The following is a 19,268-nucleotide window of genomic DNA, read 5'->3' on the forward strand; positions in this document are numbered from 1 at the left end:
TGGAAGCGTGCTCCTGGTCCGAGGCGTCACGTGACGCTTCCGGCGGCGAGTCCGGCCTTCCAGTGCCGCTGGAGGGTCACGAAGGCGATGATCAGGGGGAGGACGGCGAGGAGGGAGCCGGTGACGACGAGGGGGTAGAAGGACGGCTCGCCGTGGGCGTTGCCGTGCCAGGCGTACAGGCCCAGGCTCGCGGGGAAGAGCCGCTGGTCGGAGAGCATCACGAGGGGGAGGAAGAAGTTGTTCCAGATCGCGGTGAACTGGAAGAGGAAGACGGTCACCAGGCCCGGCGCGACCATACGCAGACCGATGGACCAGAAGACGCGCAGCTCGCCCGCGCCGTCGATACGGGCCGCTTCGAGCGCCTCGTCGGGGACGTAACCGGCGCTGAAGACCCGTGCCAGGTATACGCCGAACGGGTTCACGAGGGCGGGGACCAGCACCGACCAGTAGGTGTTGACCACGCCGGTCCGGCTGGCCAGCAGGTAGAGGGGGAGGGCCAGCGCCGTGGTGGGGACCAGCACTCCGAGCAGGACGACGCCGAACAGCTTCTCCTTGCCGGGGAACGCGTACTTGTCGAAGGCGTACCCGGCGGCCACGGAGATCAGGGCGCACAGCGCGGCGCCGACGCCCGCGTAGAGCAGGCTGTTGGCGTACCACCGGAAGTAGATGCCGTCGCCTTCGGAGGCGAGGCGGGTCAGGTTGCCGGCCAGGTCGAAGCCCTCGAAGGACAGGGCGTCGCCGGCGAGCAGGCCGCCCGCGTCCTTGGTGGCGGCGGTGACCAGCCAGACGAGGGGGAAGAGCGTGTAGAGGACGGCGAGGCCGAGCGCCGCGTTGACGGCGGCGGGGGAGAGCCAGCGGCTGCGCGGGCGGTGGCCGGGGGCGCGTACGGACCGGGTGCGGGACGGGCGTACGGGCGCGGGGGCCGCCGGGCCGGCGACGGCGGTAGGGGGCGGGGACGCCATCAGGGCCTGCCCTTCGGGTGGGCGAGTGGGGGGCGGGCCGGGCCCGGCAGGCGGCGGCCGGGCAGACGACCTTTGGGCCGGGAGGAGCGGGCGGAGAGGCGGGTGACGGCGAAGGACAGCAGCGCGGCGGCGAGGTCGAGCAGGACGGACGCGGCGGCCGCGAGGCCGTAGTCATTGCGGGCGAAGGCGGCGGTGTAGGCGTACAGGTTCGGCGTCCAGGAGGAGGTGACGGCGGATCCGGAGCCCTGGCCGAGGATCAGCGGTTCGGTGAAGAGCTGGAGCGAGCCGATGACGGTGAAGAGGGCCACCATGACGAGGGAGGAGCGGATGAGGGGGATCTTGATGCCGGTCGCGATACGCCAGGCGCCCGCGCCGTCCACCGTCGCGGCCTCGATCACCGACCGGTCGACGGCCTGGAGGGCGGCGTAGAAGATGACCATGTTGTAGCCGAGCCACTCCCACAGGGCGATGTTGACGACCGAGGGCAGTGCTCCGGAGGGCGACAGGAAGGCGAAGCCGAGGCCGCCGGACTCCATCGCGGCCACGACCGGGCTGAGCTGGGGCGTGTAGAGGTAGACCCAGATCAGGGCGGCGATGATGCCGGGCACGGCGTGCGGCAGGAACAGGGCGAGCTGGAAGAAGCGCCGGGCGCGGGCGAGGGCGGAGTCCAGCAGCAGGGCCAGCGTCAGCGCGCCGGCCAGGAGGAGGGGGAGGTAGAGGGCGCAGTAGCCGAGGAGGACGAGGAAGCCGTCGCGGAAGGCGTGGTCGCCGAGCGCCGCCGCGTAGTTGCCGAGTCCGCTGAAGACCGTACGGGTGCCGCCGAAGCCGAGGCCGGACTGCTGCTCGGTGAAGAGGCTGAGCCAGACCGCGTAGCCGACCGGGACGACCATGACCACGGTGAACAGGGCGAAGAAGGGGGTGAGCAGGACGGTGACGGCGCGCGCCTTGGCGCTCACCGGCCCATGACCTTCAGGCCGCGCTTCCTGAGTTCGCGTACCGTCGCGTCGCTTCCGGCGCGTACGGCGGCGGCGAGCGAGCCGGTACCGCCGCCCGCGCCCGCCGCCTTGCCGAACTCGTCCTTCAGCGTGGTGTTGGTGGTGCTGGTGGCCGGGCCCCAGCCCCACCCCGGGCCGACCGACGCGGCCGCGGCGTCGAAGAGGGCGTACACGTCCTGGCCGCCGTAGTAGCGGGTGTCGAACGCCTGCCGGGCGACCGGGCGCAGCGCCGTGGCGGCCGGGTAGGCACTGGAATCGCCGGAGGCGACCCGGGCCTTGACCGCGTCGGCGGCGGTGGACATCCAGGCCGCGAACCGCACCGCGGCCCCGGTGTGCCGGCTGCCTTTGGTCACGGCGGTCGTCGAGCCGCCGAGCATGCCGCTGGCGGGCCTGCCGTCCCAGCTCGGCACGGGCGCCGCGGCCCACTTGCCGCTCTGGTCCGGCAGGGTGCCTTTCAGGACGCCCGCGCCCCAGGAGGCGCCGAGGTAGCCGACGGTGCCGCCGCTCTTGAGCGAGTTGGTCCAGCCGGGGCTGAAGGAGACGTGGGTGTGGACGAGGCGGTCCCGGAGGAGGCCCTGCCAGTAGTCCGTGACCTTGCGGGTCGCCGGGTCGGTGGTGTTCAGCTTCCAGGAGTCGCCCTGGGTGGCGAACCAGTGGGCGCCGGCCTGCCAGGCCATCGCCTCGAAGGTGGTCGGGTCGTCGGGGAAGAAGGTGCCGATGCGCGCCTTCGGGTCGGCCTTCTTGACCGCGGCCGCGGCGGTACGGAAGGCGTCCCAGGTCCGCGGCACGTCGATCTTGTGCTGGGTGAAGAAGTCCTTGCGGTAGTAGTAGATCTGCGGCGCGGCGTCGAAGGGGACGGCCCAGTTGCGGCCGCCCAGGGTGGTCAGCTGGACGGCCTGCGGCAGCAGCTTCTTCTTCAGCTCGGACGTCACGTACGGGGTGATGTCCTGGAGGGCGCCCTGGCTGACGAACTCGGGGAGCGTCGGGTACTCGATGCTGACCAGGTCGGGCGCGTTGCCCGCCTTGACCGCGTTGGAGATCTTGGCGTACCCGCCCGCGGTGCCCGAGGGGATCTCCTCGAACCGCACCGTGATGTCGCGGTGCGTGGCGTTGAACGCCTCCACGGCTTGCTTCGTGCCCTTGGTCCACCCCCAGTACGTGAGGGTGACGGGGCCTTCGCTCCCGGCGGCGCCACTGCCGCCGCCGCAGGCCGTCAGCAGGGTCAGGGCGGTGAGACCACCGGCTAGCGCGAGCGTCGTTCTGCTCCAACTGAGGCTCATGGCGCGGCTCCTGAGCATGAGGGAGGGACGCGGCGTGAAGGTGATGGCCGCGATCCGCGATCCTTGGGCTGGCCTTGAGCGAAGTCAAGAGCGAAAGATTGATTGATCGAAAAAAGAACAGGATGGGGGAGGGGGAGGGCGGCGTACGGGGGTGGTCAGACGCCCTCGGGGTCGGAGCTCTTGGGTGCCTTGGGCCCGTTCGGTCCGTTCGGCTCGTTCGGTCCGTCTGGCCCGTTCGGCCCGTCCGGCCCGTCCGGCTCGTCCGGCCTGTTCGGTCCATCCGGTCGCGCCCCTGCCCCTGCCCCGCAAGAAGCCCGCACCCGCAGCGCCGGCAGCAGGGTGAGGTGGCGTCGCGGGGACGGTTCGGGGCCCGCGTCGGCCCCTTCGGACAGCCGGTCCAGCAGGAGGCGGGCCGCCTGCCGGCCCACCTCGCGTTTGGGCGGCGCCACGGCCGTCAGCGGCGTGTCCGCCAGCGCCGCCACCTCGTCGTCGTACGCGACCAGCGCCAGGTCGCGCGGCACCCGTACGCCCAGTTCGGCCAGCCGCTGCACCATCTGGATGGCGTCCACGTCGTTGTGCACCAGCGCGGCCGTCACCTCCCCCGAGGCCACCGCCGCCCGCAGCTCCCGTACGGCCCGCTCGAAGCCCCGCGGGTCCAGCTCGGCCGGCACCGAATCGATCACCGGCCGCGGCCGGGGCACGCCGAGGGCCCGCAGCGCCGCCTCGTACCCCTCGCGCACCGCGAGCGCCGTCGGGCTGTCGGCGCGCGCCACCAGCAGCGGCGCCGCGTGCCCCCGCGCGATCAGGTGGCGCAGCGCGAGCAGCACCCCGTGGCCGTGGTCCGAACACACCCGGTCCAGTCCCGCCAGCGGGCTGCCCGGCGGCACGCTGCGTTCCAACAGCACTACGGGTACGGGGAGTCCGGCGACCCAGCCGCCGTACTCGGCCGGATCGCCCGGGCCGCGCCAGCCCGGCGCGACCAGCAGCCCTTCGGCCCCGGCCGCCAGCAGGCCCTCGGCGCGCGCCGGGTCCTCCTCGGGCCGGTAGTCGGATATCCGCAGGACGAGCCGGGCCCCGGCCCGCGCCGCCGCCTCGTGGGCCCCGCGGATCACATCGGCGAAGTAGTACGTGGCCGAAGGCGCCAGCAGGCCCAGTACGGGCCCCTCGGCGGCGGGCGTACGGCCGTCGGCGGCCCGGCCGCGCTGCCGGGGCCAGGACACCGCGCCGTGCACCCGGTCGAGCAGGCCCTTGCCGGTCAGCGCCTCGACGTCGCGCCGTACGGTGACGGGTGAGACGCCGAGCTGGTCGGCCAGGTCGGTGACGCGGGCGGAACCGCGTTGCCGTACCAGGGCCAGCAGGCGGTCATGACGTTGCACGGCACGCTCGCGCACGGCGGCAGCCCCCTCGTGGTGTGGTGGCCCGGCGGCCGGCCCGGCCCGTCTCCGAAGTGAAGACGCACCCTAGTGCAGGTCTGATCGAACGGACCGGTATCCGGTCGTTCGATCAGGCCGTCTTGACGTTCGATCGCGGCGAGTTGAGGATGCTCGGGTCGTCGACCGTGAGGGAAACGCCCATGACCGTGCCCCCGCCCCCGCAGCCCGCCGGCCGGGAGGCCGGTCCGCTCCCGCCCGAGGACCGCGAGCTGAGCCCGTACACCGGCTGGACCCGCGCGCACTGGGAAGCCGCGGCCGACCGCCTCCTGGGCGCGGTCGTTCCGTACGCGTCACCGCGCAACGGGCTGATCAACCTCCCGGGTGCCCGCCCGAGTTGGTCGGGGCCGCGGTCGGACGGCCTCGAAGGGTACGCCCGTACCTTCCTCGCGGCCGCCTTCCGGGTGGCCGGCAGCGGCGGCCGGGATCCGCACGGCTACCTGGCCCGGTACGCCGAAGGGCTCGCCGCGGGCACCGAGCACCCGGTGACCGAGCCGGGCCTCGGCGGCCCGCACCCCGACGCCTGGCCGGTCATGCCGGACACCCGGCAGGCCATCGTCGAATCCGCCTCCGTCGCCCTCGGCCTGCGGCTGACCCGCCCCTGGCTGTGGGGCACCCTGGACGACAAGGTCCGCGCCCGGGCCGTGGACTGGCTGCTGCCCGCCCTCGACCCGCCGCCCATCGACAACAACTGGTGGCTGTTCGGCCTGACCGTCGGCGGGTTCCTCCTGGACACGGGCATCGAGACGGAGCGCGCGCAGGCGTCCGTCGACCGCGCGCTGGAGCGTATCGACGGCTGGTACCGGGGCGAGGGGTGGTACAGCGACGGCCCCAATCAGGCGTTCGACCATTACAACGGCTGGGCGCTGCACTTCTATCCCGTCCTGCACGCCCATCTCTCCGGCGACCGCGCGCTGCTCGACACGTACGGTGGACGGCTGCGCGCCCACCTCGACGGTTACCGCCACATGTTCGACGCCAACGGCGCGCCGATGCCGTTCGGCCGCTCGCTCACCTACCGTTTCGCGACCCTCGCCGCCCCCTGGCTCGGCGCGCTCACCGGCCACACCCCGCTCACCCCCGGCGCCACCCGCCGCCTCGCCTCCGGCACCCTGCGGCACTTCCTGGACCACGGCGCCGTGACGGACCAGGGCCTCCTGCCGCTCGGCTGGTACGGCCCGTACGCGCCCATGCTCCAGGGCTACTCCGGGCCCGCCTCCCCGTACTGGGCGTCCAAGGGCCTCCTGGGCCTGATGCTGCCGGCCGGCCACCCCGCCTGGACCGCACGCGAGGAGCCGCTGCCCGCCGAGACCGCGGACGCCGTCACCACCCTGCGCGCGCCCGGCCTGCTCGTGCAGTCCACGGCCGCCGACGGGCTGGTCAGGCTGCACAACCACGGCAGCTCCTCGGTCTTCGGCCCGGCCGACCCGAACTACGCGCGGTTCGCCTACTCGACGCGTACGGGCCCGTCGGCAGCGGAGCCCACCGGAAACCCCAGCGACTCCACCGACCCCGGCTCCGACACCACCCCCGCCGCGACCCCCGACAACCACTTCGCGCTGCTCGTGGACGGCGCGCCCACCGGCCGCGGGCCGGTCGAACCGCTGGGCAGCGGCCCCGGCTGGGCCGCCTCCGCGCACGTCCCGCGCCGCGCGGACGGCTCCGAACTCACCGGCGTACGGGTGCGGTCCGCGACCCTGGCGCACGGCCGCGCCGAGGTCCGCGTCCACCTCGTCACCGGTGCCGCGCCCGGCACGCCCGTACGGCAGACCGGCTGGGCCGTCACGGACGGCGGGCCCACCGCCCAGCTCCACCCGGTCCACGGCTTCACCGAAGGCGGGCAGCCGAGGACCGTACCGACCGGCAGTACGCCCTTCGGCGACCACACCCGCACCGCCTGCCTCGACGGCACCGTGCCCGACGCCCCCGGAGGCGCCCTCTTCGTCTCGCTCGCCTCACTCACCGCCGAGCCCGGCCCGGCGCCCGTCCACGAGCTGGCCGAGGTCCGGCTCACCGGCCGCCACACCCTCCACGTGACCTGGCAGGACGGCACCACCAGCACCCTGTCGGCCGACTCGCTCGACGGCCCGGACGCCAAGGCCGCCACCACCGCCCCCTGAGGGCCGGACAGCACACGGCGGGCAACGGCAGCCGCGACTACTTCGGCACACCGTTGCCCGCCGGACCCGCCCCGTCCCGCCTCACTGCGGCCCGTACTTGCGCCCCGTCTTCGAGGTGATGCCGCCGAGCAGATTGCGCGGCGCCAGCTTCGCCACGCCCATCAGCGCCTTGTAGCGCGGGTCCGGGACGGACAGCGACTTGCCGCGCGCCAGGTCCTTCATCGCCGCGTCCACCAGCTTGTCGGCGTCCAGCCACATCCAGTCGGGGATGCTGTCGGTGCCCATCCCGGCCCGCTCGTGGAACTCGGTGCGGACGAAGCCGGGGCAGAGCGCCATCAGCCGTACGTTGCTGCCCGCCAGGTCGCGGGCGGCGCCCTGGGTGAACTGCACGACCCACGCCTTGCTCGCCCCGTACGTGCCGCGCGGCACGAACGCGGCCACCGAGGCCACGTTGACGACCCCGCCGCGGCGCCGCTCGCGCATCCCCTTCAGCGCCTCGGACGTCAGCCGCAGCACCGCTTCGCAGTGCACCTTGAGCATCTTCAGCTCGTCGGCCATCGGCACGTCCAGGAATTCACCCTTGTTGCCGAAGCCGGCGTTGTTGACCAGCAGGTCCACCGGGTGGGTGCGGTCGCCGAGCCGCTTCTCGACCGTCGCGATGCCGTCGTCCGTCGCCAGGTCGGCGACCAGGACGGAGGCCTCGACGCCGTGCCGGTCGTGCAGCTCGGTGGCCTGCTCCCGCAGCCGCTTCTCGTTGCGCGCCACGAGCACCAGGTTGTGCCCGTCGCCCGCCAGGCGGCGGGCGAAAGCGGCGCCGATGCCCGCCGTCGCTCCCGTAATCAATGCAGTCGTCATACGGGCACGCTATCCGCATACGGGCGCGTCACTCGTCCCGGCCGGTACCCGCCGGCCGGGCCTCGGCTCCCTGTTCATCCGGTTCAAGCCTCTTGGGTACGGATGTACTTGAGCGCCGCCTCGCGCTCCTCCGGATGGAGCGCCGCCCCGGCCTCCAGGAGCCGCGGCAGCAGGTCGCGTGCGGTGGTCACGGCGCGGAACGCGAGCGCGACCGTCACGTCGTGGTCCGGGCGGTGCTCCATGGTGATCGGATCCCCGGCGCGTATCTCGCCCGGTTCGACGACCCGCAGGTACGCGCCGGGCACCCCGGCCTGCGTGAAGCGCTTGATCCAGCCCGGCTCGCCCATGCGTCCCTGGAAGGTCATGCAGGGGATGCGCGCGGAGGTCACCTCCAGCAGCAGCCGGGGGCCGACGCGCCAGCGTTCGCCGATGCGGGCGTGGGTGACGTCCAGGCCGCTGGTGGTGAGGTTCTCCCCGAACAGCCCGGCGGGCAGTTCGCGGCCCAGTTCCTGCTCCCAGACGTCCAGGTCCTCGCGGGCGTACGCGTAGACCGCCTGGTCGTCGCCGCCGTGGTGCTGGAGGTTGACCACCGCGTCACCGGCCAGGCCGCTGCCGGCGACCCCCTTGGGGCCTGGTGCGGAGACCGCCACCGGCCCGTCGACGGGCTGCTTTCCGATGCCCGTACTGCCCGTGGCACCGGGGTACCCCATGGGCCCCGGCCGCCCCACGTTCACAGACAGAAGCTTCATGGCGGCACGCTACTGGCACCCGGCCAAAGCCGCGACCCATTATTTCCCGCCCGATCCAAGGTTCGCTTATGCTCGAAACATGATCGAGGCCCGTCATCTCCGCGTGCTGCGCGCCGTCGCCCGGACCGGCTCCTTCTCCGCCGCCGCCCGCGAACTGGGCTGCACCCAGCCCGCCGTCAGCCAGCAGATGAAGGCCCTGGAGCAGTCGGCGGGCACCCCGCTGCTGATCCGTACGGGCCGCGAGATGCGGCTGACGCAGGCGGGCGAGGCGCTGGTACGGCACGCCACCGGCATCCTGGCCGGGCTGACCGCCGCCGAGGAGGAGGTCGCCGCCATCGCGGGCCTGCGGGCCGGGCGGGTGCGGCTGGTCTCCTTCCCCTCGGGCAGCTCGACGCTGGTGCCGACCGCCCTGGCCGCCATGCGTGCCGCCCACCCCGGCACCCGCGTCTCCCTGGTCGAGGCCGAGCCGCCGCGGTCGGTCGAGATGCTGCGCAACGGGGACTGCGAGATCACGCTGGCCTTCCGGTACCCGGACGTGCGCGGCGCCGACCCGGCCGCCGAGGCGGAGTGGGACGACCTGGTCGTCCGGCCGGTCCTGGTCGACCGGCTGGTGGGGCTGGTCCCGGAGTCGCACCGGCTGGCCGGGGCCGGGACGGCGGGCTACGCCGACCTGGCCCGCGAGCCGTGGATCGCGGGCTGCCCGCGCTGCCGGCGGCACCTGGTCGAGGTCTGCGAGGGGGCGGGCTTCACCCCGCGCATCGACTTCGCGACGGATGACTACCCGGCGGTGATCGGCCTGGTCGGCGCGGGACTCGGGGTCGCCGTACTGCCGGAGCTGGCGCTGGAGTCGGTACGGCACAAGGGGGTCCGTACGGTCACGATGGAACCGTGCGTGCAGCGCGAGATCGTGGCACTCACCCTGCCGGACCTCGCGCAGGTGCCGGCGGTCGAGGCGATGCTGGGGCGGCTCGCGGGGGCGGTCAGCCGCTAGGGCGGGCGGCGGCGTTCGGCGGGGACCTGGCCGGACTGCGCCGTCCGGGTGAAGTTTTCGAAGAAACGTTTCTTCAGTCCGTGTGCTCAACCGCCCCCGACGCCGGGGCGCCCCGCCGCCGCCGTCGCCGGCACCAGCCGGTGCCGTGCCCGGCCCATCAGCTCTTCGCGCTCGTCCTCCGTCAGCCCGCCCCAGACCCCGTAGGGCTCGCGGACCGCCAGGGCGTGCGCCGCGCACTGGGCGCGTACCGGGCAGCGCATGCACACCTCTTTCGCCGATGTCTCACGCGCGCTGCGCGCGGCACCGCGCTCGCCCTCGGGGTGGAAGAAGAGAGAACTGTCCACGCCACGGCACGCGGCGAGGAGCTGCCAGTCCCAGAGATCTGCGTTCGGGCCCGGAAGGCGCGAGAAATCTGCCATTGCTAGTCCCCTCGAAGCGATACCGGTTCGGGCTCGGTGCTCACGACCGTACATCTACTGTCTAAGTAGATGTAAATATGACTCATTGCGAATCTAGCCACAGACACCGTGAAAAAGGAAGAAAAGCCACCAAATAGGGCACGGTGGTACGAAGGGGGGCGTTGCTCGACCGTGCATCTTCTGCGTGTCCGGGCCCTCACGTAGAGTGTCGAAGGCGGCTGCCCAACCCGTAACTCTTTCGAGTGACCGTCGTTGAGAGGGCGGAAGCGGTTGGCGGAGGTAGGTCTCGGGCAGGTGTCCGAGGCGGTCGATCGCTCAGGTGACGATACGTACCAGCCTGGAGGCTCAAGGTGACGCGCATCAGCTGCGGAGGGCGGTCATGACATCCGTCCTCGTCTGTGACGACTCCCCGCTTGCCCGAGAGGCGCTCCGCCGCGCGGTCGCGACCGTGCCCGGTGTAGAGCGTGTGACGACGGCGGCCAACGGCGAGGAAGTCCTCCGCCGCTGGGGCGCCGATCGCTCGGACCTGATTCTGATGGACGTGCGGATGCCCGGACTGGGCGGGGTCGAGACGGTGCGCCGGCTGCTCTCCGCCGACCCCGGCGCCCGGATCATCATGCTCACGGTCGCCGAGGATCTGGACGGGGTCGCCTTGGCGGTCGCCGCCGGCGCCCGCGGCTATCTGCACAAGGACGCCTCGCGCGCCGAACTGCGGGCGACGGTCACCCAGGCCCTCGCCGACCCCACCTGGCGGCTCGCCCCGCGCCGGCTGCGGTCCGCCGAGATGGGGGCCGCGCCGACGCTGACCGCGCGCGAGATCCAGGTGCTGGAGGGCATGAGTCACGGCCGCTCCAACGCGGAGATCGGACGTGAGCTGTTCCTCTCCGAGGACACGGTCAAGACCCACGCCCGGCGGTTGTTCAAAAAGCTCGGCGCCTCCGACCGGGCCCACGCGGTCGCGCTCGGATTCCGCTGGGGTCTGGTCCGCTAGGACGGCCGTGACGTGCAGCGATGCGGGGGAGTGAGGAACCCCGCCCGCCGCGTGGCGGGCGGGGTGGCAGGCGGTCCCGCAGGCGCCGGTCCGGGAGCGGCATCCCGGTTCGGCGCGCGGTGCCGCATCCTTGAGGTATGGAGTTCCTCGGGGACGGGCCGATCCGGTGCGAGGGGAGGGCGCGGGAGATGACAGCCGGCGCACCTGCCGCGCATAACGCTTCGGTGCACAAGTACGGACCTGATGCCGCGGATCGTGCCGCGCCAAGGCACCATGGACCGATGCGCGATGACGGGATTCAGGAGATCGGCGATCTCGTCGCACGCGCCGTGGAAGGGGATCGCCGGGCCACCCACGACCTGCTGGCCCACGTGCATCCCCTCGCGCTGCGCTACTGCCGCACCCGGCTGTCCCGGCTGCCGGGTGACGCGCGCCACTTCGTCGAGGACCTGGCGCAGGAGGTCTGCGTCGCGGTGCTCTGCGCGCTGCCGCGCTACCGGGACACCGGGAAGCCCTTCGAGGCGTTCGTCTTCGCCATCGCCGCCCACAAGGTCGCCGATCTCCAGCGGGCCGCGATGCGCGGCCCCGGCAGTACGGCCGTGCCGTCCAACGAGATGCCCGAACAGCCGGACGACTCCCTGGGCCCCGAGGAGCGGGCGCTGCTCAGCAGTGACGCCGAGTGGGCCAAGAAGCTGCTGGCCAACCTGCCGGAGAACCAGCGTGAGCTGGTGCTGCTGCGGGTCGCGGTCGGGCTGACGGCGGAGGAGACCGGGCAGATGCTGGGGATGTCGCCGGGCGCGGTGCGGGTGGCGCAGCACCGGGCGCTGAGCCGGCTGCGGGCGCTGGCCGAGCAGTAGCCGGGCCATGGCCGAGCGGTAGGGGCCGCGTCGGGACGGGGTGTGCCGGAGGTCGGGGCGACCGGACACCCCGGGGGAACGTACAGTCGAAGGATCGTGCAGCCGTAGGAACGTACGTCCGTACGGCAGCGATTTCATAGGAACGCACAAGTGATGCGGTCCTCACCGGTCGTGGAATGAGACGCCTGTGGTGGCCGTTAGCATGGGTGTCCGCGCTGAGGCAAGACCATTTGGGAAGGTGTCATGACTGACAACGTCGACGGAATGCCCGCCAAATTCGCGATGCTCGGTCTGACATATGACGACGTGCTGCTGCTTCCCGGCGCCTCCGAGGTGCTGCCGAACGCGGTCGACACGGCGTCCCGGGTCTCGCGCAACGTCCGGGTGAACATCCCGCTGCTCTCCGCGGCCATGGACAAGGTCACCGAGGCGCGGATGGCGATCGCCATGGCCCGCCAGGGCGGCGCGGGCGTGCTGCACCGCAACCTGTCCATCGAGGACCAGGCCAACCAGGTCGACCTGGTCAAGCGCTCCGAGTCCGGCATGGTCACCGACCCGATCACGGTCCGCCCGGACGCCACCCTCGTCGAGGCGGACGCGCTGTGCGCGAAGTTCCGCATCAGCGGCGTTCCGGTGACCGACCCGGCGGGCAAGCTGCTGGGCATCGTCACCAACCGCGACATGGCCTTCGAGCTGGACCGCAGCCGTCAGGTGCGCGAGGTCATGACCCCGATGCCGCTGGTCACCGGCAAGGTCGGCATCTCCGGCGAGGACGCCATCGAGCTGCTGCGCCGCCACAAGATCGAGAAGCTGCCGCTGGTCGACGACGCGGGTGTCCTCAAGGGCCTGATCACGGTCAAGGACTTCGTGAAGGCCGAGAAGTACCCGAACGCCGCCAAGGACTCCGAGGGCCGCCTGGTCGTCGGTGCCGCGGTGGGCGTCGGCGACGAGGCCTTCGACCGCGCCCAGGCGCTCGTCGAGGCCGGCGCGGACTTCCTGGTCGTGGACAGCGCGCACGGCCACAGCCGCGGCATCCTCGACATGATCGCCAAGGTGAAGTCCAACATCCGCGTCGACGTGGTCGGCGGCAACGTCGCCACCCGTGACGGCGCCCAGGCGCTGATCGACGCCGGCGCGGACGGCATCAAGGTCGGTGTCGGCCCGGGCTCGATCTGCACCACCCGCGTCGTCGCCGGTGTCGGCGTGCCGCAGGTCACCGCGATCTACGAGGCCGCGCAGGCGGCGAACGCGGCGGGCGTGCCGCTGATCGGCGACGGCGGCCTGCAGTTCTCCGGCGACATCGCCAAGGCCATCGCGGCCGGTGCCGACACGGTCATGCTGGGCTCGCTGCTGGCCGGCTGCGAGGAGTCGCCGGGCGAGATGGTCTTCATCAACGGCAAGCAGTTCAAGTCGTACCGCGGCATGGGCTCGCTCGGCGCGATGCAGTCCCGCGGCCAGGCGCGCTCCTTCTCCAAGGACCGCTACTTCCAGGACAACGTCCTCTCCGAGGACAAGCTGGTGCCCGAGGGCATCGAGGGCCAGGTCCCCTACCGGGGCCCGCTCGGCTCGGTGGCCCACCAGCTCGTCGGCGGCCTGCGCGCCTCCATGGGCTACGTCGGCTCCGCGACCATCGAGGAGCTGAAGGACAAGGGCCGCTTCGTCCGCATCACCGCGGCGGGCCTGAAGGAGAGCCACCCGCACGACGTACAGATGGTGACCGAGGCGCCGAACTACGCGCGGCGGTGAAGCCGGTAGGCTTGAGACGCCTGTTTAAGGGGGTCAGATGTTGTACTCGGTGAGTTACAGCGAACGCGCGGCCCAGATCCGCGACAGTTTGCCCGAGGACCGCAGGGCTTTGCTGGAGCGGGGCCTCAAGAAGCTGGCGGACGACCCGCGGCCGAAGATATCGGTGCCCATCTCGAACGACGAGAACACACGATCGCTGGCGCTCACCCAGAACATCGCGATCGAGTACGTCATCAGCGACGGCTTGCTGATAGTCCTCGTGGTCCACGTCGTGGACACCTCGCAGGTGCTCCTCGAAAACGAAGAGTGATCAAGCCCTGATACGTCCCCAGCGTCCCCGGTCGGGGATACTGGGGACGTAATCGTATGGAAGGGCCACACACGTGACTGAGATCGAGATCGGGCGCGGCAAGCGCGGCCGCCGGGCGTACGCCTTCGACGACATCGCCGTCGTACCGAGTCGGCGCACCCGCGACCCGAAGGAGGTCTCGATCGCCTGGCAGATCGATGCCTACCGTTTCGAGCTGCCGTTCCTGGCGGCCCCGATGGACTCGGTCGTCTCGCCGCAGACCGCGATCCGCATCGGTGAGCTGGGCGGGCTGGGCGTACTGAACCTGGAAGGGCTCTGGACGCGCTACGAGGACCCGGAGCCGCTGCTCGCGGAGATCGCGGAGCTGGACGGCGACGCCGCCACCAAGCGGCTCCAGGAGATCTACGCCGCGCCGATCAAGGAAGAGCTGATCGGGCAGCGCATCAAGGAGGTGCGCGACTCCGGTGTGGTGACCGCCGCCGCGCTCTCGCCGCAGCGCACGGCCGAGTTCTCCAAGGCCGTCGTGGACGCGGGCGTGGACATCTTCGTGATCCGCGGCACCACCGTCTCCGCGGAGCACGTCTCCTCGGCCGCCGAGCCGCTGAACCTGAAGCAGTTCATCTACGAGCTGGACGTCCCGGTGATCGTCGGCGGCTGCGCCACGTACACCGCGGCCCTGCACCTGATGCGCACCGGCGCGGCGGGTGTGCTCGTCGGCTTCGGCGGCGGCGCCGCGCACACCACCCGTAACGTGCTCGGCATCCAGGTGCCGATGGCGACCGCGGTGGCCGACGTGGCCGCTGCCCGCCGGGACTACATGGACGAGTCCGGCGGCCGGTACGTGCACGTGATCGCGGACGGCGGTGTGGGCTGGTCGGGCGACCTGCCCAAGGCCATCGCCTGCGGCGCCGACGCGGTGATGATGGGCTCGCCGCTGGCGCGCGCCACCGACGCGCCGGGCCGCGGCCACCACTGGGGCATGGAGGCCGTGCACCCGGACGTGCCGCGCGGCAAGCGGATGGACCTGGGTGCGGTCGGCACCACCGAGGAGATCCTGTGCGGTCCCTCGAACACGCCGGACGGGTCGATGAACTTCTTCGGCGCGCTGCGCCGGGCGATGGCGACCACCGGTTACTCGGAGCTCAAGGAGTTCCAGCGGGTCGAGGTGACGGTCGCGCCGTCGCAGCACGACAAGCGCTGAGCACACCCGGACACACCGAAGGGCCCGGACCGCACGCGAGGCGCGGTCCGGGCCCTTCGTGTCGTGCGGGGTGTCAGGCGCCCAGCTTCTTGGCGACCTGGAAGCCGCCGGCTCCCGCCAGCAGGTAGAAGACCACGTCGATCGGGCCGAGGTACTCCTTCCAGACCGCGTGGACCAGGTCGAAGTGGCTGAAGACGGTCTCGGTGAGCGTGGCGTGCGCGACGTCGGCCGTGATGAGGGCCATGCCGAAGACCTGGCCGAGGTAGAGCCCGGCCAGGCCGAGCACCGCGGCGATGACCGGCAGCGCGGCGCCGCGGCCGCCGACCTTGCCCACGACGGCGCCGATCAGCGCGCCGACGGCGAGCGCCGCGTACCCGATGGAGGCGCCGTCGACGGCCTTGAGGACCGCGCCGTAGATCCCGGCCGCGACCAGCGTGACGACGACACCGAGCGCGACGGCCAGCCCGGCGTTGCCCTGGCGGGCGGCCGGCGGGGCCATCGGCGGCGGGAAGCCGCCCGGTGCGGGAGCGCCGTACGGAGCCTGCGGCGGCTGGTGGGGCTGCTGCGGCTGTCCGGGCGCGGGCGGCCAGGGCTGACTCATGAGGTTCCCCCGAGGTGGCGACCGTCGCGGCGCTGGGCGCGGGACCGGTCGGTATGTGGAAGCGCACACGTTCGATGCGCGGACACAAATTAACAGACCGGTCTGACATGTCCACTCAGGTTTTGTCCCCGCCGGCTCGCGGCGGGCCGAAGAACCCCAGGTCACAACCGGTGGGCGGCGCCCGTCGGCGTCGCTCCCCGGGTGTCCAGCAGCAGCTGGGCCTTCACCGCCAGGCCCTGGAGGTCGTACGTACGGTGGTGCTGGAGCAGCAGTGTGAGGTCGGCCCCGGCGGCGGCCTCGTAGAGGGCGTCGGCGCGCGGGACGGGCCGGTCCCGGACCTGCCACTGGTGGACGTACGGATCGTGGTACGTGACGTGCGCGCCCAACTCCATGAGCCGGGAGGCGACTTCGCGGGCGGGGGAGCCTTCCTCGTCGCCGGTGTCCGGCTTGTAGGTGACGCCGAGGAGCAGGACGCGGGCGCCGCGCGCCGACTTCCCGTGCTCGTTGAGCAGGGTGGCGCAGCGCTGTACGACGTACCGCGGCATCCGGCTGTTCACCTCCTGCGCCAGCTCGACCAGGCGCAGCGGGTAGCCCATCGAACGGCCTTTGTAGGAGTAGTAGTTGGGGTCGATGGGGGCGGTGTGGCCCCCGACGCCGGGGCCGGGGCGGAACGCCTGGAAGCCGAACGGTTTGGTCTCGGCGCAGCGGATGACGTCCCACAGGTCGACGCCGATGTCGTGGCAGAGCACTGCCATCTCGTTCATGAGCGCGATGTTCAGGTGCCGGTAATTGGTCTCCAGCAGCTTGGCCGTCTCCGCCTCGCGCGGGCCGCGGGCGCGTACGACCTTGTCGGTGAGCCGCCCGTAGAACGCCGCCGCGGCTTCCGTGCAGGCGGGGGTCAGGCCGCCGATGACCTTAGGGACGGTGGCGTAGCGGTGGGTGCGGTTGCCGGGGTCGTGGCGGGCGGGGGAGCAGGCGAGGTGGAAGTCGCGGCCGGCGGTCAGGCCGGAGCCCTCTTCCAGGAGGGGGCGCAGGAATTCCTCGGTGGTGCCCGGGTAGACGGTGGATTCGAGGACCACCGTGGTGTGCGGGCGCAGCTGCGCCGCCAGTACGCGGGCGGCGTCGGCGACCGCGGTCAGGTCAAGGGCGCCGTCCTCGCCGAGTGGGGTGGGGGCGCAGATGACAGCCGTACGGACCCGGCCGAGCACGGTGGGGTCGTCGGTGCTGCGGAAGCCGGCCGAGAGCAGCCGGCGGATTTCGGGTGCGGTGAGCGGGTTGTGCGCGGCGGGCGGGCGCCCTTCTGCGGGCGCGGCCGCCGGTTCGCCCGGTGCGGACGCCGGTGGCGGTCCGGGGTCGTAGCCGATGGTGCGGACGCCGGCGAGGGTGGCGGCCTGGGCGAGGGGGAGACCGATATGGCCTAGTCCGATGACGGCGAGGTCTGCGGGCATGGCTGGCTGCCGTCCTTCCCGAGCGGTTCCGGATGAGGCGTTGAAGCATAAGAGCATAAGTAGACTAAGCGGACATTTGGCCCAGAATGGGGATTGGTGGACCGGTGCGGCGGGGTGTTGCCCTGCCCGCCGGAGGGTGGATCCGGGCCGGTGGCGCGGCCAAAATCGACGGACGGGGAGTGTGACCCCGACCACAGCGGGAGGCAGCGGTGAGGACAGCGACACTCGGACCGGCCCAGCGGGCCGAAGCGCTCGCACGGATGGCCGAACGGGAGCTGGACATTTTGGTGGTCGGCGGCGGAGTCGTCGGCGCCGGCACGGCACTGGACGCGGCGACCCGCGGACTGGACACCGGACTGGTCGAGGCCCGCGACTGGGCGTCAGGCACGTCGAGCCGGTCGAGCAAGCTCATCCACGGCGGGCTGCGGTACCTGGAGATGCTGGACTTCGCGCTCGTCCGCGAAGCGTTGAAGGAGCGCGGACTGCTGCTGGAACGGCTCGCGCCGCACCTGGTCAAGCCGGTGCCGTTCCTCTACCCGCTCACCCACAAGGGCTGGGAGCGCTGGTACGCGGGCTCCGGCGTCGCCCTGTACGACGGCATGTCGGTCTCCTCCGGACACGGCCGCGGCCTGCCCGTCCACCGGCACCTCTCGCACCAGCGCGCCCTGCGCGTCGCGCCCTGCCTGAAGAAGGACGCCCTGGTCGGCGCGTTGCAGTACTACGACGCCCAGATGGACGACGCCCGCTTCGTGATGAACCTCGTCCGCACCGCCACCGCCTACGGGGCGGACGCCGCCAACCGGGCCCGGGTGGTCGGCTTCCTGCGCGAGGGCGAACGCGTCGTCGGCGCCCGGGTGCAGGACGTGGAGGCGGGCGGTGAGTACGAGGTACGGGCCCGCCAGGTGGTGAACGCGACCGGCGTGTGGACCGACGACACCCAGGCCCTGATCGGCGAGCGCGGCCAGTTCCACGTACGGGCCTCGAAGGGCATCCACCTGGTCGTGCCCAAGGACCGGATCCACTCCACGACCGGGCTGATCCTGCGCACGGAGAAGAGCGTGCTCTTCGTCATCCCGTGGGGCCGGCACTGGATCGTCGGTACGACCGACACGGACTGGGACCTGGACAAGGCGCACCCGGCGGCGTCCAGCGCCGACATCGACTACCTGCTGGAACATGTGAACTCGGTGCTCGCGACGCCGCTGACCCGCGACGACGTGGAGGGCGTCTACGCGGGCCTGCGCCCCCTGCTGGCGGGCGAGTCGGACGCGACCAGCAAGCTGTCGCGCGAGCACACCGTCGCGCACCCGGTGCCCGGCGTCGTGGTGGTCGCGGGCGGCAAGTACACGACGTACCGGGTGATGGCCAAGGACGCGGTGGACGAGGCGGTGCACGGGCTCGACCAGCGGGTGGCCGAGTGCGTCACCGAGGACACGCCGCTGGTCGGCGCCGAGGGCTACAAGGCGAAGTGGAACGCGCGGGCCCACACGGCGGCGCGCACCGGCCTGCACGTGGTGCGCGTCGAGCACCTGCTGAACCGTTACGGCTCCCTGGCCGACGAGGTCTTCGAGCTGATCCTCACCGACCCGGCACTCGGCGAGCCGCTCGCCGCCGCCGACGACTACCTGCGCGCCGAGGTCGTCTACGCCTGCACCCACGAGGGCGCGCGCCACCTCGACGACGTCCTCACCCGGCGTACCCGCATCTCCATCGAGACCTTCGACCGGGGCACCCGCAGCGCCCGCGAGTGCGCCGAGCTGATGGCGCCGGTGCTGGGCTGGGACGCGGACCAGGTCGACCGCGAGGTGCAGCACTACGAGAAGCGGGTGGAGGCGGAGCGCGAGTCGCAGCGGCAGCCGGACGACCTGACCGCCGACGCGGCGCGGCTGGGGGCACCGGACATCGTGCCGCTGTAGGACCCGGGCGCCGCGGCACGTGATGTGGGCGGAGGGGCGGCGGGGGTGAGCGGGCGAAGGAAGGTGCGGGCGGGTGCGGTGGGCGGAACGTGGGGAGAACCGAGGGGGCGGCGGAGTGCGTGAAGGAGGGAGGGGGCGGATCCGGACAGGACGACGGGAGCGGACAGCGTGACGGGAGCGGCATGTGAGGCGGCGGGGAGGGTGCGGCACCTCGTGGTTCCGTCCCCGTCGCCTCGTGTGTTCCCGCGGAGGTTTTCCGTCCCGGGGCCCGTCGGCACCGCGCCGACGATGCCCTCGTCAGCAGGGATACCGCCCTTCCAGGCCATCATGGCGGGTACACAACAGGCGCCGAGTCGTGGACCCTGGCCTTCCACACAGGCGCGGATGAGAGAGAATG

General features: G+C 72.3%; 17 protein-coding genes. 8 read left to right on the top strand and 9 right to left on the bottom strand.

Going from position 1 to position 19,268, the window contains the following annotated elements:
* Positions 1–26: 26 nt before the first annotated feature.
* From AB0L45_RS14080 to AB0L45_RS14095, 4 genes are all read right to left on the bottom strand, one after another.
* Positions 27–962 (bottom strand): carbohydrate ABC transporter permease, encoded by a 936-nt coding sequence (locus tag AB0L45_RS14080; protein ID WP_365839399.1) that lies wholly within the window; start codon positions 960–962, stop codon positions 27–29.
* Positions 962–1,918 (bottom strand): sugar ABC transporter permease, encoded by a 957-nt coding sequence (locus tag AB0L45_RS14085; protein WP_365839401.1) that lies wholly within the window; start codon positions 1,916–1,918, stop codon positions 962–964. The genes AB0L45_RS14080 and AB0L45_RS14085 overlap by 1 nt, the downstream gene beginning before the upstream one ends.
* Positions 1,915–3,237, bottom strand: a complete 1,323-nt coding sequence (locus AB0L45_RS14090) for a sugar ABC transporter substrate-binding protein (protein WP_365839403.1) — start codon at positions 3,235–3,237, stop codon at positions 1,915–1,917. The genes AB0L45_RS14085 and AB0L45_RS14090 overlap by 4 nt, the downstream gene beginning before the upstream one ends.
* A gap of 155 nt (positions 3,238–3,392) precedes the next feature.
* A complete protein-coding gene (locus AB0L45_RS14095) occupies positions 3,393–4,628 on the bottom strand; it encodes a substrate-binding domain-containing protein (RefSeq protein WP_365839405.1) in 1,236 nt (411 codons plus the stop codon).
* A 182-nt stretch (positions 4,629–4,810) separates the two neighbouring features.
* On the opposite strand from AB0L45_RS14095, the gene AB0L45_RS14100 reads away from it, so the two are divergent.
* Positions 4,811–6,787 carry a DUF2264 domain-containing protein gene (locus tag AB0L45_RS14100; RefSeq protein ID WP_365839407.1) on the top strand — a complete coding sequence of 659 codons (1,977 nt, stop codon included), beginning with the start codon at positions 4,811–4,813 and terminating at the stop codon, positions 6,785–6,787.
* 81 nt (positions 6,788–6,868) lie between these two features.
* Here AB0L45_RS14100 and AB0L45_RS14105 read toward each other — a convergent pair whose 3' ends face one another.
* Entirely contained in the window at positions 6,869–7,642 is a 774-nt protein-coding gene (locus AB0L45_RS14105) for an SDR family oxidoreductase (protein ID WP_365839410.1), read from the bottom strand.
* 83 nt (positions 7,643–7,725) lie between these two features.
* Positions 7,726–8,391, bottom strand: a complete 666-nt coding sequence (locus AB0L45_RS14110; protein WP_365839412.1) for an MOSC domain-containing protein — start codon at positions 8,389–8,391, stop codon at positions 7,726–7,728.
* A 79-nt stretch (positions 8,392–8,470) separates the two neighbouring features.
* Between AB0L45_RS14110 and AB0L45_RS14115 the strand changes: the two genes are divergently transcribed.
* Entirely contained in the window at positions 8,471–9,382 is a 912-nt protein-coding gene (locus tag AB0L45_RS14115) for a LysR family transcriptional regulator (RefSeq protein ID WP_365839414.1), read from the top strand.
* An 86-nt stretch (positions 9,383–9,468) separates the two neighbouring features.
* Here AB0L45_RS14115 and AB0L45_RS14120 read toward each other — a convergent pair whose 3' ends face one another.
* A complete protein-coding gene (locus AB0L45_RS14120; RefSeq protein WP_365839416.1) occupies positions 9,469–9,801 on the bottom strand; it encodes a WhiB family transcriptional regulator in 333 nt (110 codons plus the stop codon).
* A gap of 379 nt (positions 9,802–10,180) precedes the next feature.
* Between AB0L45_RS14120 and AB0L45_RS14125 the strand changes: the two genes are divergently transcribed.
* The 5 genes from AB0L45_RS14125 (at position 10,181) to AB0L45_RS14145 (ending at position 14,906) form a co-directional block, all read left to right on the top strand.
* Complete coding sequence (locus AB0L45_RS14125) at positions 10,181–10,792, top strand: response regulator transcription factor (protein WP_003948568.1); 612 nt, start codon at positions 10,181–10,183, stop codon at positions 10,790–10,792.
* Between the two features lie 281 nt (positions 10,793–11,073).
* Complete coding sequence (locus tag AB0L45_RS14130; protein WP_003984493.1) at positions 11,074–11,649, top strand: sigma-70 family RNA polymerase sigma factor; 576 nt, start codon at positions 11,074–11,076, stop codon at positions 11,647–11,649.
* Between the two features lie 243 nt (positions 11,650–11,892).
* Entirely contained in the window at positions 11,893–13,395 is a 1,503-nt protein-coding gene (gene guaB, locus AB0L45_RS14135) for an IMP dehydrogenase (protein WP_365839418.1), read from the top strand.
* 37 nt (positions 13,396–13,432) lie between these two features.
* Positions 13,433–13,705 (top strand): hypothetical protein, encoded by a 273-nt coding sequence (locus AB0L45_RS14140; protein ID WP_365839420.1) that lies wholly within the window; start codon positions 13,433–13,435, stop codon positions 13,703–13,705.
* A gap of 73 nt (positions 13,706–13,778) precedes the next feature.
* On the top strand, positions 13,779–14,906 hold the full coding sequence (locus AB0L45_RS14145; RefSeq protein ID WP_003984490.1) for a GuaB3 family IMP dehydrogenase-related protein: 1,128 nt from the start codon (positions 13,779–13,781) through the stop codon (positions 14,904–14,906).
* A gap of 73 nt (positions 14,907–14,979) precedes the next feature.
* Here AB0L45_RS14145 and AB0L45_RS14150 read toward each other — a convergent pair whose 3' ends face one another.
* A complete protein-coding gene (locus tag AB0L45_RS14150; protein ID WP_365839422.1) occupies positions 14,980–15,507 on the bottom strand; it encodes a hypothetical protein in 528 nt (175 codons plus the stop codon).
* Between the two features lie 161 nt (positions 15,508–15,668).
* Positions 15,669–16,955: a nucleotide sugar dehydrogenase gene (locus tag AB0L45_RS14155; protein WP_365839424.1), complete on the bottom strand. Its 1,287-nt coding sequence runs from the start codon at positions 16,953–16,955 to the stop codon at positions 15,669–15,671.
* 209 nt (positions 16,956–17,164) lie between these two features.
* Between AB0L45_RS14155 and AB0L45_RS14160 the strand changes: the two genes are divergently transcribed.
* Positions 17,165–18,871 carry a glycerol-3-phosphate dehydrogenase/oxidase gene (locus AB0L45_RS14160; protein WP_365839426.1) on the top strand — a complete coding sequence of 569 codons (1,707 nt, stop codon included), beginning with the start codon at positions 17,165–17,167 and terminating at the stop codon, positions 18,869–18,871.
* The last annotated feature ends 397 nt before the right edge of the window (positions 18,872–19,268 follow it).

Origin of the sequence: Streptomyces sp. NPDC052496, assembly GCF_040679095.1 — a bacterium.
Classification (GTDB): Bacteria; Actinomycetota; Actinomycetes; order Streptomycetales; family Streptomycetaceae; genus Streptomyces.

Bases quoted from the DNA above. Each gene is read 5' to 3' on its own strand.
- AB0L45_RS14130 (WP_003984493.1), top strand. From the start codon at position 11,074: ATGCGCGATGACGGGATTCAGGAGATCGGCGATCTCGTCGCACGCGCC.
- AB0L45_RS14120 (WP_365839416.1), bottom strand. From the start codon at position 9,801: ATGGCAGATTTCTCGCGCCTTCCGGGCCCGAACGCAGATCTCTGGGAC.
- AB0L45_RS14110 (WP_365839412.1), bottom strand. From the start codon at position 8,391: ATGAAGCTTCTGTCTGTGAACGTGGGGCGGCCGGGGCCCATGGGGTAC.
- AB0L45_RS14150 (WP_365839422.1), bottom strand. From the start codon at position 15,507: ATGAGTCAGCCCTGGCCGCCCGCGCCCGGACAGCCGCAGCAGCCCCAC.
- AB0L45_RS14125 (WP_003948568.1), top strand. From the start codon at position 10,181: ATGACATCCGTCCTCGTCTGTGACGACTCCCCGCTTGCCCGAGAGGCG.
- AB0L45_RS14105 (WP_365839410.1), bottom strand. From the start codon at position 7,642: ATGACGACTGCATTGATTACGGGAGCGACGGCGGGCATCGGCGCCGCT.
- AB0L45_RS14155 (WP_365839424.1), bottom strand. From the start codon at position 16,955: ATGCCCGCAGACCTCGCCGTCATCGGACTAGGCCATATCGGTCTCCCC.
- AB0L45_RS14115 (WP_365839414.1), top strand. From the start codon at position 8,471: ATGATCGAGGCCCGTCATCTCCGCGTGCTGCGCGCCGTCGCCCGGACC.
- AB0L45_RS14090 (WP_365839403.1), bottom strand. From the start codon at position 3,237: ATGAGCCTCAGTTGGAGCAGAACGACGCTCGCGCTAGCCGGTGGTCTC.
- guaB (WP_365839418.1), top strand. From the start codon at position 11,893: ATGACTGACAACGTCGACGGAATGCCCGCCAAATTCGCGATGCTCGGT.
- AB0L45_RS14140 (WP_365839420.1), top strand. From the start codon at position 13,433: ATGTTGTACTCGGTGAGTTACAGCGAACGCGCGGCCCAGATCCGCGAC.
- AB0L45_RS14080 (WP_365839399.1), bottom strand. From the start codon at position 962: ATGGCGTCCCCGCCCCCTACCGCCGTCGCCGGCCCGGCGGCCCCCGCG.
- AB0L45_RS14100 (WP_365839407.1), top strand. From the start codon at position 4,811: ATGACCGTGCCCCCGCCCCCGCAGCCCGCCGGCCGGGAGGCCGGTCCG.